The sequence below is a fragment of the Lysobacter stagni genome, assembly GCF_030053425.1.
Classification (GTDB): domain Bacteria; phylum Pseudomonadota; class Gammaproteobacteria; order Xanthomonadales; family Xanthomonadaceae; genus Lysobacter_J; species Lysobacter_J stagni.
This window is the reverse complement of sequence record NZ_JASGBI010000001.1, coordinates 321,254-336,071: the sequence shown is the minus strand read 5'-3', so window position 1 is coordinate 336,071 and position 14,818 is coordinate 321,254. Positions and strand designations below refer to the sequence as shown.

Below are 14,818 nucleotides of genomic sequence, written 5' to 3'. Positions count from 1 at the left end.
AATTAACCCCGAGGTCACCCGCAATGCGCAGCCGCCCCCCTGCTGCCGTACGCCGCGTCGTCTTTGCGCTGTCTGGCCTTTCGCTCCTCGTCCTCGCGGCGTGCAGCGACAAGTCCGCGCACGAGGAAGCGGCCCGTCCGGTCCTGGTGATCCATCCCGTCGCGGCCGACCATGCCGCCACCGCCTTCGCCGGCGAAGTGCGTGCACGCGAGGAAAGCCCGTTGTCGTTCCGCGTCGGCGGCAAGCTGATCGAGCGCCGGGTCGATGTCGGCGACCACGTGCGCCGCGGCCAGGTGCTGGCGGTGCTCGACCCGGGCGACCTGCAGGCACAGGCACGCGCCGCGCAGGCGCAGCTGGCGGCCGCCGAGGCCGAACTGGGCCGCGCGCGTGCCGATCAGGCGCGCTTCTCCAAGCTGGCCAACGACCAGCTGGTCAGCCGGTCCACGCTGGACGCGCAGAACGCCGCCGCCACCGCCGCGCAGGGCCAGGTGAATGCCGCGCGCGCCGAACTGGAAGTCGCGCGCAACCAGGCCGAGTACTCGCAACTGCGCGCGCTGCGCGATGGTGTGATCGCTGCGCGGCAGGCCGAGGCAGGTCAGGTCGTGGCCGCGGGCCAGACGGTCTTCTCGCTGGCCGCCGACGGTGTGCGCGAAGTCGCTTTCGCGTTGCCGGAAGGCATGGTGTCGTCGATCCGTGCCGGCCAGCCGGTGCAGGTGGAATCGTGGTCGCGTACCGGCGAGCGCTGGAACGGCCGCATCCGCGAGATCTCGCCCGCAGCCGACCCCGCGTCGCGTACTTTCGCCGCGCGCGTCACCGTCGACGCGCCGGCCGGCGCACTTGAACTGGGACAGAGCGCGCGGGTGTTCCTGCCCACGCCGGGCAACGGTGGACTCAGTGTCCCCATCGCCGCCGTGCAGCGCGACAACGGGCGCACCGCTGTGTTCGTGGTCGACATGAAGACCTCCACTCTCGCGCTGAAGCCGGTGGAGATCGGTGCCTTCGGCGAGGACCGCGTACCCGTGCGCGGCGGTCTTGTCGCAGGCGACTGGGTGGTGGCCGCGGGCGGGCACCTGCTGCGCGCCGGACAGAAAGTGCAGCCGGTTGACCGGGACAACCGTCCGGTGACCGCTGCCGCCTCGGCGATGGCGCGCTGAGGCCGCCATGCGCTTCAACCTCTCCGAATGGGCGCTGCGCCATCGCAGCCTGATCGTCTACGCGATGCTGGTGATGGCCATCGCCGGCACGTTCTCGTACCTGCGCCTGGGACGCAGCGAAGACCCGTCATTCACCTTCAAGGTGATGGTGATCCGCACGCTGTGGCCGGGCGCCACCGCCGAGGAGGTCTCGCGACAGGTCACCGAGCGCGTCGAGAAGAAACTGATGGAGACCGGGCAGTACGAGTTCATCCGCTCGTACTCGCGCGCCGGCGAATCGCAGGTGATGTTCGTCGCCAAGGATTCGCTGCGTTCGAAGGACATCCCGCCGCTTTGGTACCAGGTGCGCAAGAAGATCGGCGACATCCGGCCCACGTTGCCCAGCGACGTCGTCGGTCCGTTCTTCAACGATGAGTTCGGCGATACCTTCGGCAACATCTACGCGCTCACCGGCAAGGGTTTCGATTACGCGGTCCTCAAGGACTACGCCGACCGCGTGCAGCTGCAGCTGCAGAAGCTGCCCGACGTGGGCAAGATCGAGCTGTTCGGCGTGCAGGACGAAAAGGTCTGGGTCGAGCTGTCCAACGTGAAGCTGTCCACGCTGGGCGTGCCGGCCGCGGCCGTGCAGCAGGCGCTGGACGAACAGAACGCGATGGTGCCGGCCGGCTTCTTCGAAACCGGAAGCACGCGCGTGCCGTTGCGCGTGGGCGGAAAGTTCAAGTCCGTCGACGAGATCCGCGAATTCCCCATCCGCGTGGGCGACCGCACCTTCCGCCTGGCCGACGTGGCCGACGTGCGTCGCGGCTTCTCCGATCCGCCTGCGCCCCGCATGCGCTTCATGGGAGAGGACGCCATCGGCATCGGCGTGGCGATGAAGGAAGGTGGCGACATCCTCAAGCTCGGCAAGACGCTCGAGACCGAATTCGCCGCGCTGCAGAAGACGTTGCCGGCCGGCATGGAGCTGCGCAAGGTCGCCGACCAGCCCGCTGCCGTGACGGAATCCGTCGGCGAGTTCGTGCGCGTGCTGTCCGAGGCGGTGGCCATCGTGCTGCTGGTGAGCTTCTTCTCGCTGGGCCTGCGCACCGGGTTCGTGGTCGCGCTGTCCATCCCGCTGGTGCTGGCGATGACGTTCGCCGTGATGGACCTGTTCGGCGTGGGCCTGCACAAGATCTCGCTGGGTGCGCTGGTGCTGGCGCTGGGCCTGCTCGTCGACGACGCGATCATCGCGGTGGAGATGATGGCCATCAAGATGGAGCAGGGCTTCAGTCGCCTGAAGGCCGCCGCGTTCGCGTGGGATTCCACCGCGTTCCCGATGTTGACCGGCACGCTCATCACCGCCGCCGGCTTCCTGCCGATCGCCACGGCCAAGTCGAGCACGGGCGAGTACACGCGCTCGCTGTTCGAAGTGGTGACCATCGCACTGCTGGTGTCGTGGATCGCCGCGGTGGCGTTCATTCCCTACCTGGGCGACAAGCTGCTTCCCGACTACGGTCACGCCGCAGCGCCACCGAAGCCCGGCTCGCTGCCGGCGCGTTGGCATGCGTTCCGCGAGCGCATCGCCAGCCGCTTCCCCGCGCTGCACGACTACATCGCGCCCAAGCCGCCGATCGACGGCCATGCGCACGATCCGTACGCGACGAAGTTCTACGTGCGGTTCCGCGAATGGGTGACGTTCTGCGTGCGTCGCCGCTGGCTGGTCATCGCGATCACGGCCGCGTCGTTCGTCGCCGCGTTGTTCCTGTTCCGTTTCGTGCCCCAGCAGTTCTTCCCGGATTCCACGCGTCCGGAACTGATGGTCGACATCGAACTGGCCGAAGGCAGCTCCCTGCGCGCCACCACGACCCAGGCGCAGCGGCTGGAGAAGATCCTGGCGTCGCGCAAGGACCTGGCCAACTACGTCGCCTACGTCGGAACCGGTTCGCCGCGCTATTACCTGCCGCTCGACCAGCAACTGCCGGCGGCCAACTTCGCGCAGTTCGTGCTGACGCCGAAGGACCTGGAAGCGCGCGAGGAGATCCGCACCTGGCTGATCGAGGATGTCTTCAAGCGCTTCCCCGAACTGCAGATGCGCGTGACGCGCCTGGAGAACGGTCCGCCGGTCGGTTATCCGGTGCAGTTCCGCGTGTCCGGCGAGCACATCGACAAGGTGCGCCAGATCGCCTACCAGGTGCAGAAGAAGTTCCGCGAGAACCCGCACGTCGCCAACGTGAACCTGGACTGGGACGAGCCGAACAAGGTCGTGAGGCTGGTCGTCGATCAGGAGCGCGCCCGCGCACTGGGCGTGAGTTCGGCGCGGCTGGCGCAGTTCCTGTCCAGCTCGCTGTCGGGCTCGCACATCAGCACCTACCGTGAAGGCAACGAGCTGATCGAAATGCTCCTGCGCGGCCCGGCTGAGGAACGCCTGCGCCTGGACATGCTCGGCAGCCTGATGGTGCCCACCGAAAGCGGCAAGAGCGTGCCCCTCACGCAGATCGCCACGCTCGACTATGGTTTCGAGGAAGGCATCATCTGGCACCGCGATCGCCAGCCCACGATGACCGTGCGCGCCGACATCTACGACGGTACGCAGCCGGCCACGGTGACCGCGCAGATCTCGCCGACCCTGGACGACCTGCGCGCGCAGCTGCCGTACGGCTATTCGATCGACGTCGGCGGCAGCGTGGAAGACTCCGGGCGCGGCCAACGGTCGATCGTCGCCGGCATGCCGCTGTTCCTGTTCGTGGTGTTCACGCTGCTGATGCTGCAGCTGCGCAGTTTCACGCGCAGCTTCATGGTGCTGCTGACCGCACCGCTGGGCCTGATCGGCGTCACGTTGTTCCTGCTGGTCTTCCGCGTGCCGTTCGGCTTCGTCGCGATGCTCGGTACGATCGCGCTGGCGGGCATGATCATGCGCAACTCGGTCATCCTGGTGGACCAGATCGAGCACGACATCGGCGAAGGCGCGACACCGTGGGAAGCGATCGTCGAAGCAACGGTACGGCGTTTCCGCCCCATCGTGCTGACCGCGCTCGCCGCGATCCTGGCGATGATCCCGCTCTCGCGCAGCGCGTTCTTCGGTCCGATGGCGGTGGCGATCATGGGCGGCCTGACCGTGGCCACGTTCCTGACGCTGCTGTTCCTGCCCGCGCTGTACGCGGCGTGGTTCCGCGTGAAGGCGCCGCAGACGGCGTGATGCAACGAGAAGGGCGCCTCGCGGCGCCCTTTTCGTTCATCCGCTCAGCGCCAGCCCCATGGGGGCGGTGGCGGCTTCACTGGTTTGGTCAGGTCGAACTCCACGCGGAACAGTCGACCGGGGCGCGAGAGCTCGTAGACGAAGCGATCCCCCGGTTCGATCTCCATCGCCCACACGTTGGTGATCGACACCGCGCGGTCTTCGCGCGCGAACATCGCTTTGGAGGCTTCGTCGGCGGGAAACACCTGCCGCACGGCGGTGCCGTCGCTCGTGCTGTCGCCGCCGTACATCGATACCGGATCTTCGCGGCCGTCGGAATGGCGGTGATCGTGTTCCAGGCGCAGGCCCTGTTGCGTGCGCGTCAGCACCCAGGTTCGCGAGCGGTCGTCGCCGACCACCAGCGGAATGCGAATGGTGTCGGCCGTGCATTCGCGCACGTGCATGATCAGCCGCTTGCCGGCGAAGGGACTCATACCGGCCGGCGTCGGGCGGTCCACCTCCACGCGTCCGGCGAATGCCTTGCCGCACAGCGTGGAGAGATTGCGGAAGAAGGCGTCGGCCGGCTCGCCCATCGGGACGGCATTCGCGGCGCCGGACGCGACCGCGGGGTCGGAACGGCAGGCAACCAGGGCCAGCGGGATCAACAGGACGGCGAGCGCGCGCGCGGAGGTCATGGCGCGCACGCTAGCCGTTGGCGGGCCGTCGCGCAATGCGACGAACCCGTTGGTGCGTCAGTCGCGCATGACCACTGGGTGACATTCCAGCTGAAGCTGCTCGAGGACGGCGGCCGTCGCCGCACGCGTGCCCACGCCCCGTCCTGCCGGAGCGAGATCGGATGTGAAGACCGCGTGGTCGAGCGCGCCATCGACGGCCTTCTCCACGCAGCGCGCTTCCGACTCCAGTCCCAGTGAATGACGCAGCAGCATGGCCGCGCTGAGGATCGTCGCGTACGGGTTGGCGATGTCGCGACCAGCGATGTCGGGGGCGGAGCCGTGGATGGGTTCGTACAGCCCCACGCGACCCTCGCCGAGCGAAGCCGAGGGCAGCAGTCCCAGCGAGCCGGCCAGCATCGAGGCTTCGTCGGTGAGGATGTCGCCGAACATGTTCTCGGTCACGATCACATCGTATTCACGCGGTTTGGCCAGCAGGTGCATCGCCATCGAGTCGACGAGCTGGTGTTCGAGTGTGATGTCCGGGAATTCGTCGCGTACCACGCGCGTGGCCACCTCGCGCCACAGACGCGAGGTCTCCAGGACGTTGGCCTTGTCGACCGACGTCACGTGGCCGCGACGTCCGCCCGCCAGCACGCACGCGCGACGGACCACGCGCTCGATCTCGGTGACGGTGTACTCGCACAGGTCGCTGGCCGCGTCGGCACGGCGTTGCTTCTGCCCGAAGTAGATGCCGCCAGTGAGTTCGCGCACCACCAGCAGGTCCACGCCCGTGAGCAGGTGCGGCTTGATCGGCGACGCGCCGAGCGCGGCGGGATGCGGCTTCACCGGACGCAGGTTGGCGTACAGGCCCAGCGCCTTGCGGATGGCCAGCAGTCCCTGCTCGGGACGTACCTTTGCCTTGGGGTCGGACCACTTCGGCCCGCCCACCGCACCGAGCAGCACCGCGTCCGCGCGCTGCGCGGCGGCCAGCGTGTCCATCGGCAGCGGCTCACCGGTGGCGTCGATGGCGGCGCCACCGATCAGCTTCTCCTCGAAGCGGAAGGCATGGCCGTAACGTTGGCCGACGGCGGCCAGCACCTGCACCGCGGCGGCGGTGACTTCCGGGCCGATACCGTCGCCCGGCAGCACGACGATCTCAGCTTGCATGGCGGAACTCCTGGGTCTGGCGTTGTTGTTCAAAGCGTGTGATGGCGTCGTTCTGCTTCAGCAGATAGCCCAGCTGGTCCACGCCCTCCAGCAGGCAGGTCCGGGCGAACGCATCGAGGGGGAACTGCACGGCCGAGCCGTCGGGAAGCGTCACGCTGCGCTGTGCCACGTCGATGCGCAGTTCCACACCGGGCTGGTCGAGCAGCGCGTCGACGACGGCCTCGTCCAGCACGATGGGCAGCAGGCCGTTCTTCAGCGCGTTGCTGCGGAAGATGTCGGCGATCTCGGCGCTGATCACCGCGCGCAGGCCCAGGTCGGTCAGTGCCCATGGCGCGTGCTCGCGCGAGGAGCCGCAACCGAAGTTGCGACCGGCGACCAGGATGCGCGCACCGATGTTCTCGGCGCGGTTGAACGGGAAATCCGGGTTCGGCGAACCATCGGGAAGGCTGCGCCAATCGTTGAACGCGTGCTTGCCCAGCCCCTTGCGCTCGGTCGTGGTGAGGAAGCGCGCGGGGATGATCTGGTCGGTGTCGATGTTGCGTTCACGCAGCACCACGGTGCGCGAGACGATCTCGGTGATCGGTTGCATCAGGCGGTCTCCAGCTCGGCGGCAGGCGCCGGCGCGGTGGTCAGGTACGGGCGCGGGTCGGTGATCTCGCCAGCCACCGCGCACGCGGCGGCGGTGAGCGGCGAAGCGAGCACGGTGCGTGCCCCCTTGCCCTGCCGGCCCTCGAAATTGCGGTTGCTGGTGGAGACGGCCAACTGCCCCGGGCCGACCATGTCGCCGTTCATGGCGATGCACATCGAGCAGCCCGGCTCGCGCCACTCCGCACCCGCGGCGCGCACGATGCGGTCAATGCCCTCGGCTTCCGCCTCGCGCTTGACCTGCTCCGAACCCGGAACCACCAGCATGCGAACGCGCGGATGCACGCGGCGGTTTCGCAGCACGCTGGCCGCTTCGCGCAGGTCCGACAGACGCGAGTTGGTGCAGCTGCCGACGAACACCACGTCGACCGCCCGCCCGGCCAGCGCGGCTCCCGCGGTCCAGCCCATGTAGTCGCGCGCCTTGGCGTCGTCGCCGTCTCCGCTCGGAACGTTGGCGGCGATTGCGGCCACCTGGCCCGGATGCGTGCCCCAGGTGACGGTGGTCTGGATGTCGCGCGCGTCGATGCGCACCTCGCGATCGAAGTGCGCGCCCTCATCGGTATGGAACTGCTTCCACGCTTCGATGGCGGCATCGAAGTCCTGCGGGGCGCGCGGCTTTCCGCGCAGGTAGTCGAAGGTGGTCTGGTCCGGCGCGATCAGGCCGGCGCGCGCGCCCGCTTCAATCGACATGTTGCACACCGTCATGCGCTGCTCCATCGACAGCGAACGGATGGCCGAGCCCCGGTACTCGATGACATGGCCCGTGCCACCGTTGACGCCGATCACACCGATCACGTGCAGGATCAGGTCCTTCGCACCGACACCCGGCGCGAGCTCGCCCTCCACGGTGATGGACAGCGTTTTCGGCTTGCGCTGCAGCAGGCATTGCGTCGCCAGTACGTGCCCGACCTCGCTGGTGCCGATGCCGAAGGCGAGCGCGCCGAACGCGCCGTGGGTGGCGGTGTGGCTGTCGCCGCAGACGATGGTCTGGCCCGGCTGCGTGAGGCCCAGCTCCGGCCCCATCACATGCACGATGCCGCGTTGCGGGCTGTCGTAGTCGAACAGCTCGACGCCGAACCGCGCGCAGTTACGACGGAGTGTGTCGACCTGCGCGCGCGCGTCGGCGTTGATGTACGGACGCTGGCCGTCGACATCCGCCGGCAGCGTGGGGGTGGAATGATCGAGCGTGCCCTTGGTGCGGTCCGCGCGCCGCACGGGCAGGCCGCGCAGTTCGAGTTCGGCGAAGGCCTGCGGCGAGGTGACTTCGTGGATCAGGTGAAGGTCGATGTAGAGGATCGCCGGCGCCGCCTCGGTTTCAGGCGTGACGACGTGGGCGTCCCACAGTTTGTCGAACAGGGTTCTGGGCTGGTCGGTCATGTCGATCGATGGCTGGAAGTTCGTTGAAGAAGGTCAGGCGATGGCGGCGCTGCGCGCAGGTGCGGCCACGGATGGGCGCGTGCGCAGCAGGCGGTTGGCGATGTCCAGCCACGCCAGTGCGCTGGCCTCGAGGATGTCGGTGCTGGTGCCAGAGCCCGTCAGCTCGCGGCCATCGGCACGCGCGATGACCTGGGCCTGGCCCTGTGCGTCGTCGCCGGTGGTGACGCTGGATACCTGGTAGCTGTCGATCTCCAGCGCGATGCCGGTGGCACGCGCCAGCGCAGCGAACAGGGCATGCACCGGTCCATCGCCCACCGCGGCCTCGCTGACCACGACGCCATCGGCATTCACCAGCTGCACGCTGGCGGTGGGCAGGCTGTCCTGTGCGACGCCGGTGCTGACGTGCAGACGCGACAGGCGATAGCCGCGCGCCGCGCGCGCATCGCTGCCGGTGACCAGCGCTTCCAGGTCGGCGTCGAAGACCTCGCGCTTCTTTTCGGCAAGCGCCTTGAAGCCGGCGAACACGGCGTTGAGTTGCGCCTCGTCGAGGGTGAAGCCCAGCGTCTGCAGGCGGTCGGACAGCGCGGCGCGGCCGCTGTGACGGCCCATCACCATCTGCGACTGCGACCAGCCGACGTCTTCCGGTCGCATGATCTCGTACGTGCCGCGGTGCTTGAGCATGCCGTGCTGGTGGATGCCGGACTCGTGCGCGAAGGCGTTCTGTCCCACCACGGCCTTGTTGCGCTGCACGGCCATTCCGGTGATGCGCGAGAGCAGGCGCGAGGTCGGTACCAGGCGGCGCGTGTCGATGCGCGTATGCGCGCCGTAGTATTCGCCGCGCACGCGCAGCGCCATCACCAGTTCTTCCAGGGCGCAGTTGCCGGCGCGCTCGCCAATGCCGTTGATCGTGCACTCCACCTGGCGCGCGCCGCCTTCGATCGCGGCCAGCGAGTTGGCGACGGCCAGGCCCAGGTCGTTGTGGCAGTGCGCGCTGAAGATGGCGTGCTCGGCGCCCGTGACGCCGGACTCGCGCACCGCGGCGCGCAGGTACTCGAACAGCGTGCGGATCTCGCTCGGCGTGGTGTAACCGACGGTGTCTGGAATGTTCAGCGTGCGCGCGCCTGCCGCGACGGCGGCGATGCAGGCCTGGGCGAGGAAGTCGGGCTCGGTGCGCAGCGCGTCCTCGGCGGAGAACTCCACGTCGTCGGCGTACTGGCGTGCCAGCTCCACGGCCATCACCGCGCGCTCCAGCACCTGCTCGCGGCTCAGGCCGAGCTTGTGTTCGCGATGCAGCGGGCTGGTGGAGATGAAGACGTGGATGCGCGGATGGATCGCGCCGTCCAGTGCGCGGGCGCAGGCTTCAATGTCGCCAGTGTGGCAGCGTGCCAGCGTGGCGACGGTGGCGCCTCGCACCTCGCGGGCGATGGCGCGCACGGCTTCCATGTCGGCATCCGAACTGGCGGGGAATCCCGCTTCGATCACATCGACACCCAGCTCCGCGAGCGCGTGCGCGAAGCGCAGCTTCTGCGGCGCGGTCATGCTGCAACCGGGCGACTGTTCGCCGTCGCGCAGGCTGGTGTCGAAGATGCGTACTCGCGATGCGGGATCGTTCATGCGGAAAGTTCCTCGTGGACGCGCACGACGGCGGCGGCGCGGGGGCGGTTGGGGGGAGTGGGATTCAGGGTGGCGATGGCCGGCTCCAGCGCAGGTGCCGACGCCTCGCGGTGGCGACGACGCGGCCGGCGCGGCGCGCGCGGGCGCACCTCGGACAGCAGTTGCGCCAGCACGCCGGCGTCGAGATTTCCGCCGGAGACGATGGCGCATTTGCGTTTGCCGGCGATGCGGCGACCGGCGGCCAGCGCCAGCGCGCCCGCACCTTCGGCGATCACGTGTTCTTCCAGTGCCAGGCGCACCAGCGTCTCGCGCAGCTCGGCTTCGCGGACGACGACGATGTCGTCGATGAGGTTGGCCAGCAGACGCTGCGTCAGTTCGCCGGGTTGCCTCACGCGCACGCCATCGGCCAGCGTGGCGGCCGGCTCGCGCGGCGTGCGGTCCCCGCGCAGGGCGCGCAGCATCGAATCCACGCCCTCCACCTGCGCACCGATGATGCGAACGCCCTGAGACTTCAATGCCAGCGCGACACCGGAGGCGAGGCCGCCGCCGCCGATCGGCACCAGCACGACGTCGGGCGCGAGTGCGGCCAGCTCCAGGCCGACCGTGCCCTGGCCGGCGATGACGTCCGGATCATCGAACGCGGACAGCACGCGATAGCCGTTCTGTGCGGCGAGCTCGGCCGCAAAGGCCTTGGCTTCGTCGTAGCTGTCGCCGTGCAGGCGTACGGTGGCCCCCCAATGCGACACACCGGCGATCTTGGTCTGCGGTGCGCCGCGCGGCATGACGGTGATGGCGTTGATGCCCAGGCGGTATGCGGCCCATGCCAGGCCCTGAGCGTGATTGCCCGCCGAAGCGGCGATCACCGTGCGGTGGTCGCCGCGTTCGCGGGCCGCGAGCAATGCATTCAAGGCGCCGCGCACCTTGTAGGACCCGGTGCGCTGCAGGTTCTCCAGCTTCAGCCAGCAGCCGAAACGCTCGGCATGGTGCAATGGCGTGGCCGGCAGGTAGCGACGCAGGCGTGCCTGCGCCGCCAGCACGTCGGCGGCGGTGACACGTACGTCGGTGGCTACGTCGCCGTCCATGGCATCAGACCGACGTCAACCAGTGCGCATGCGAAGCTTCTTCGCCACGCACCACACGCGCGTACAGGGCCTGCAGCTCGCGGGTCACCGGGTTGTCGCCGAACTCGCGGCGATCCAGCGCGCTGATCGGTGCGACTTCCGCCGCGGTGCCGCACACGAACACCTCGTCGGCATCCAGCAGCTCGTGATGCGTGACCGGACGCGATTGCGCGCCGGTCAGCGCGATCACCGTGTCGCGCGTGATGCCGGGCAGCGCGTCGCGGTGTTCGACGGCGGTCACTTCGCCGCCTCGCACCATGAACACGTTCGCGCCGGTGCACTCGACCACGTATCCCTGTTCGTCCACGAACAGCGCTTCGTCGAAACCGCGCAGGCGCGACTCGCGCTTGGCGAGGATGGAGTTGATGTATGCCCCGCACAGCTTCAGCGGTGGCAACGAGGAGGCCGGGTTGCGCTTCCACGGCGACACGGTCAGGCGCGAGCGCTTGCCGTTGAGGTGCACCACGGTGGGCAGCGTGACCACCATGAAGTGCTGGCTCAGCCCCGGCACGTCCAGGCCGACGGTCACCCCGTCCGTGCCGGTACCCAGCCACGTGAGCGGGCGGATGTAGGCATCGCGATGGCCGTTCGCGCGCAGCGTCTGCAGCGTCGCCTCGCTGGCCTGTTCGATATCGAAGTCGATGCCCAGCAGGTCGGCGCCGCGCCCCATGCGTTCCAGGTGTTCGCGCAGGCGGAACACCGCCGCGCCATCGCGCGTGGCGTAGCTGCGGATGCCTTCGAACACGCCGGTGCCGTAGTGCATGGCGTGTGTGGTCAGCGGTGCCTGCAGCGTGTCGGCGCTGGACAACTCGCCATCGAACCACAGCAGCGGCATGCCCGGTCGGCGCGCGTCATCGCGCAGTTCGATGGGCGGCGCCGGTTGTCGCGCCACGGTGGGCGTGGGCGTGGCGATCATTGACATGGCGACACCTCCACTTCGAGGCAGTCGTAGAGCTTGGACAGCTGGTTCTGCAGGTTGGCGTCGTCGCGGTCACCTTCGACGGTCAGCCGCAGGTACCAGCGGTCGCCGTCGGCCTGCGCTTCGCCGTCGACCGCGAGCGGTCGGAATCCACGGCGCTCGGCGGCGCCCAGTACCCGCGACAGCGCGCCTTCGGCCTGACGGAGCGTGAGATCAAGCTGGTATCGCATGGCGGGGATCCTCGTCGGGGGTGGAAACGGACGTGCGCGGACGTTCGGCCCCGGAATCGAGGTCCGGGTCGAGCATCTGCGCGTTGTTGTGGTTGGGCGGTACCAGCGGCCACACGTTGGCGGCGGTGTCGATGGCCACGTGCAGCAGTGCCGGGCCCTTCGCATCGAGCAGCGCCTGCAGCGCGCCCCCGACGCCGTCGGCGCGATCGACGTGGAACGCCTGCACGCCGAAGGCGGCCGCGATCGCACCGAAGTCCGGGTTGTCGGACAGGTCGATTTCCGAGTAGCGCTTCTCGAAGAACAGCTCCTGCCACTGGCGCACCATGCCCAGCGCCTGGTTGTCGAGCAGCACGATCTTCACCGGCAGGCCGTAGCGACGCAGCGTGGCCAGCTCCTGCACGTTCATCAGGAACGAGCCATCGCCGCTCACGCAGACCACGTTCGCATCGGGGTCCTGCAACTGCGCGCCGATGGCGGCCGGCAGTCCGAAGCCCATCGCGCCCAGTGCACCGCTGGTGAGGTGCTGGCGCGGATGCGCGAATCGCCAGTGCTGCGCGACCCACATCTGGTGCTGGCCGACATCGCAGGCGACGACCGACTCGGGCGCCAGTTCCGACAGTTGCTTCAGCAGCGCGGGCGCGTACACGGTCTCGCCGGGGGCGTCGTAACGCGCGGCGAACTCGCGCGCGCGTTGCTGGCACGTCGCGCGCCAGGCGCGGCGCGCCGCGCCGTTGCGGCCGTGCAGGTGCGCGGCGCAGGGCAGGGTGAGTGCGGTGAGCGTGCGGCGGATGTCGCCGCAGACACCGGCATCGGCATGGCGCAGCTTGCCGATCTCGCACGCGTCCAGGTCCATGTGGACCACGCGCGCATTGGGTGCGAACTCGGCCAGCTTGCCCGTGGCGCGGTCGTCGAAGCGCGCACCGACCACGATCAGCAGGTCGGCTTCCTGCACGGCGAGGTTCGCCGCGCGGCTGCCGTGCATGCCCAGCATGCCCAGGTTGAGTGGGTGCGACGACGGCAGCGCGCCAAGGCCCTTCAGCGTCAGCACCGTGGGGATCTGCGTGGCGTCGACGAAGGTGCGGAACGCCTGCACCGCATCGCCCAGCGCGATCCCGCCGCCGCCGTACAGCACCGGCCGCTGCGCCTGCGAGATCAAGGCCAGCGCGGCGTGCAGCGAGGCGTCCTTCGGCGGCGGCGCATCATCGACGTCCAGCGGAATGTGCAGCGGCAGGTGCGAGGCATCGCCGATCTGCACATCCTTGGGCAGGTCGATCAGCACCGGACCCGGACGGCCCGAGCGCGCGATGCGGAACGCTTCGGCCACGATGCGCGGCAGTTCGTCCACGCGACGCGGCAGGAAGCTGTGCTTCACGATCGGCATGGTCATGCCGAACACGTCCAGTTCCTGGAAGGCGTCCGTGCCCATCAGCGGCGTGGCCACCTGGCCGGTGATGATCACCATCGGCACCGAGTCCAGCATCGCGTCGGCGATGCCGGTGACCAGATTGGACGCGCCCGGACCGGACGTCGCCACGCATACACCGACGCGCCCGCTGGCCCGCGCATAGCCGTTCGCCGCGAAGGCCGCGCCCTGTTCGTGGCGGACCAGCACGTGCTTGAGCTGCGCGCCGTGCAATGCGTCGTAGAAGGGCATGATCGCACCGCCCGGATAACCGAACAGCGTATCGACGCCTTCGGCGACCAGGGCTTGCACCAGCCAGCGGGCACCGTTCATCACGCGGCCTCGGTCTGCGCTTCGCGCTTTCCGGCGGCCGGTGCCGCCTGCGGTGCGGTCGACAGCCACTTCATGTTGGCGCGCAGCTTCTTGCCGACGGCCTCGATGGGGTGGTCCAGGTCGGCCTGCTTCAGCGCCTTGTAGTTGGCGTTGCCGGCGGCGTACTCGGCGATCCACTGGCGCGCGAACGTGCCGTCCTGGATCTCCGTCAGCACCTTCTTCATCTGCGCGCGCGTGTTGTCGTCGACCACGTAGGTGCCGCGCGTGAGCGCGCCGTACTGCGCGGTCTCGCTGATGAACTCGTGCATGCGGGTGATGCCGCCTTCGTAGAACAGGTCGACGATCAGCTTCAGTTCGTGCAGGCACTCGTAGTACGCGACCTCCGGCTGGTAGCCGGCTTCGACCAGCGTTTCCCAGCCGGCCTGCACCAGTTTGGTCGCGCCGCCGCAGAGCACGGCCTGCTCGCCGAACAGGTCGGTCTCGGTTTCTTCCTTGAACGTGGTCTTGATGGCGTTCTGGCGCGCGCCGCCGATGCCCGCGCAATAGGTCAGCGCCAGCGCCTCGGCGTTGCCGCTGCGGTCCTGATGCACCGCATACACCGACGGCACGCCGCGGCCGATCTCGTATTCGCGGCGCACCAGCGCGCCAGGGCCCTTCGGTGCGACGAGGACGACGTCGAGGTCGTCGCGCGGCGTGATCTGGCCGTAGTGCACGTTGAAGCCGTGTGCGAACAGCAGGCAGGCGCCCTGCGCGATGTTTGGCTCGATGACCTCGCCGTAGAGCTGCGGCTGGACCATGTCGGGCGTGAGCACGGCGACGAGCTCGGCGCCCTTCACGGCCTCTGCGGGCGACTTCACGGTGAAGCCATCGGCCTTGGCCTTGATCTCGGTGGGGCCGCCGGGGCGCAGTCCGATGGTCACGTCGAAGCCGGAGTCGCGAAGGTTGAGCGCATGCGCGCGGCCCTGGCTGCCGTAGCCGACGATGGCGATGCGGGTTTGCTGCTGGTTGCTCATGGTGGTGTCCGTTGGATG

At 68.9% G+C, this 14,818-nt stretch carries 12 protein-coding genes; 2 read left to right on the top strand and 10 right to left on the bottom strand.

The window, feature by feature from the left end; genetic code table 11:
- The first annotated feature begins 23 nt into the window (after window positions 1-23).
- On the top strand, window positions 24-1,154 hold the full coding sequence (locus QLQ15_RS01480; protein ID WP_283211091.1) for an efflux RND transporter periplasmic adaptor subunit: 1,131 nt from the start codon (window positions 24-26) through the stop codon (window positions 1,152-1,154).
- A 7-nt stretch (window positions 1,155-1,161) separates the two neighbouring features.
- On the top strand, window positions 1,162-4,326 hold the full coding sequence (locus QLQ15_RS01475) for an efflux RND transporter permease subunit (RefSeq protein WP_283211090.1): 3,165 nt from the start codon (window positions 1,162-1,164) through the stop codon (window positions 4,324-4,326).
- 44 nt (window positions 4,327-4,370) lie between these two features.
- Here the strand turns inward: QLQ15_RS01475 and QLQ15_RS01470 are convergent, their stop codons facing one another.
- From QLQ15_RS01470 to ilvC, 10 genes are read right to left on the bottom strand one after another with little or no spacing between them, the layout of a single operon-like run.
- Window positions 4,371-5,000, bottom strand: a complete 630-nt coding sequence (locus tag QLQ15_RS01470) for a hypothetical protein (RefSeq protein ID WP_283211089.1) — start codon at window positions 4,998-5,000, stop codon at window positions 4,371-4,373.
- 57 nt (window positions 5,001-5,057) lie between these two features.
- Window positions 5,058-6,146, bottom strand: coding sequence for a 3-isopropylmalate dehydrogenase (gene leuB, locus QLQ15_RS01465; protein ID WP_283211088.1), 1,089 nt, complete (start codon window positions 6,144-6,146; stop codon window positions 5,058-5,060).
- Complete coding sequence (gene leuD, locus QLQ15_RS01460; RefSeq protein WP_283211087.1) at window positions 6,136-6,735, bottom strand: 3-isopropylmalate dehydratase small subunit; 600 nt, start codon at window positions 6,733-6,735, stop codon at window positions 6,136-6,138. The genes leuB and leuD overlap by 11 nt, the downstream gene beginning before the upstream one ends.
- Window positions 6,735-8,168: a 3-isopropylmalate dehydratase large subunit gene (gene leuC, locus QLQ15_RS01455; RefSeq protein ID WP_283211086.1), complete on the bottom strand. Its 1,434-nt coding sequence runs from the start codon at window positions 8,166-8,168 to the stop codon at window positions 6,735-6,737. The genes leuD and leuC overlap by 1 nt, the downstream gene beginning before the upstream one ends.
- A 33-nt stretch (window positions 8,169-8,201) precedes the next feature.
- Window positions 8,202-9,782 (bottom strand): 2-isopropylmalate synthase, encoded by a 1,581-nt coding sequence (locus tag QLQ15_RS01450; protein ID WP_283211085.1) that lies wholly within the window; start codon window positions 9,780-9,782, stop codon window positions 8,202-8,204.
- Complete coding sequence (locus tag QLQ15_RS01445) at window positions 9,779-10,864, bottom strand: threonine dehydratase (RefSeq protein WP_283211084.1); 1,086 nt, start codon at window positions 10,862-10,864, stop codon at window positions 9,779-9,781. Before QLQ15_RS01445 ends, QLQ15_RS01450 begins: the two co-directional genes overlap by 4 nt.
- 4 nt (window positions 10,865-10,868) lie before the next feature.
- Window positions 10,869-11,825, bottom strand: a complete 957-nt coding sequence (locus QLQ15_RS01440) for an aminotransferase class IV (protein ID WP_283211083.1) — start codon at window positions 11,823-11,825, stop codon at window positions 10,869-10,871.
- Window positions 11,816-12,052: an ACT domain-containing protein gene (locus tag QLQ15_RS01435; RefSeq protein WP_283211082.1), complete on the bottom strand. Its 237-nt coding sequence runs from the start codon at window positions 12,050-12,052 to the stop codon at window positions 11,816-11,818. Before QLQ15_RS01435 ends, QLQ15_RS01440 begins: the two co-directional genes overlap by 10 nt.
- Window positions 12,036-13,787, bottom strand: a complete 1,752-nt coding sequence (gene ilvG / locus QLQ15_RS01430) for an acetolactate synthase 2 catalytic subunit (protein WP_283211081.1) — start codon at window positions 13,785-13,787, stop codon at window positions 12,036-12,038. The genes QLQ15_RS01435 and ilvG overlap by 17 nt, the downstream gene beginning before the upstream one ends.
- Window positions 13,787-14,800, bottom strand: a complete 1,014-nt coding sequence (ilvC, locus tag QLQ15_RS01425) for a ketol-acid reductoisomerase (protein WP_283211080.1) — start codon at window positions 14,798-14,800, stop codon at window positions 13,787-13,789. Before ilvC ends, ilvG begins: the two co-directional genes overlap by 1 nt.
- Window positions 14,801-14,818: the final 18 nt, after the last annotated feature.

Bases quoted from the DNA above. Each gene is read 5' to 3' on its own strand.
- QLQ15_RS01450 (WP_283211085.1), bottom strand. From the start codon at position 9,782: ATGAACGATCCCGCATCGCGAGTACGCATCTTCGACACCAGCCTGCGC.
- QLQ15_RS01470 (WP_283211089.1), bottom strand. From the start codon at position 5,000: ATGACCTCCGCGCGCGCGCTCGCCGTCCTGTTGATCCCGCTGGCCCTG.
- QLQ15_RS01480 (WP_283211091.1), top strand. From the start codon at position 24: ATGCGCAGCCGCCCCCCTGCTGCCGTACGCCGCGTCGTCTTTGCGCTG.
- leuB (WP_283211088.1), bottom strand. From the start codon at position 6,146: ATGCAAGCTGAGATCGTCGTGCTGCCGGGCGACGGTATCGGCCCGGAA.
- QLQ15_RS01435 (WP_283211082.1), bottom strand. From the start codon at position 12,052: ATGCGATACCAGCTTGATCTCACGCTCCGTCAGGCCGAAGGCGCGCTG.
- ilvC (WP_283211080.1), bottom strand. From the start codon at position 14,800: ATGAGCAACCAGCAGCAAACCCGCATCGCCATCGTCGGCTACGGCAGC.
- leuC (WP_283211086.1), bottom strand. From the start codon at position 8,168: ATGACCGACCAGCCCAGAACCCTGTTCGACAAACTGTGGGACGCCCAC.
- QLQ15_RS01445 (WP_283211084.1), bottom strand. From the start codon at position 10,864: ATGGACGGCGACGTAGCCACCGACGTACGTGTCACCGCCGCCGACGTG.
- QLQ15_RS01475 (WP_283211090.1), top strand. From the start codon at position 1,162: ATGCGCTTCAACCTCTCCGAATGGGCGCTGCGCCATCGCAGCCTGATC.
- QLQ15_RS01440 (WP_283211083.1), bottom strand. From the start codon at position 11,825: ATGTCAATGATCGCCACGCCCACGCCCACCGTGGCGCGACAACCGGCG.
- ilvG (WP_283211081.1), bottom strand. From the start codon at position 13,787: ATGAACGGTGCCCGCTGGCTGGTGCAAGCCCTGGTCGCCGAAGGCGTC.
- leuD (WP_283211087.1), bottom strand. From the start codon at position 6,735: ATGCAACCGATCACCGAGATCGTCTCGCGCACCGTGGTGCTGCGTGAA.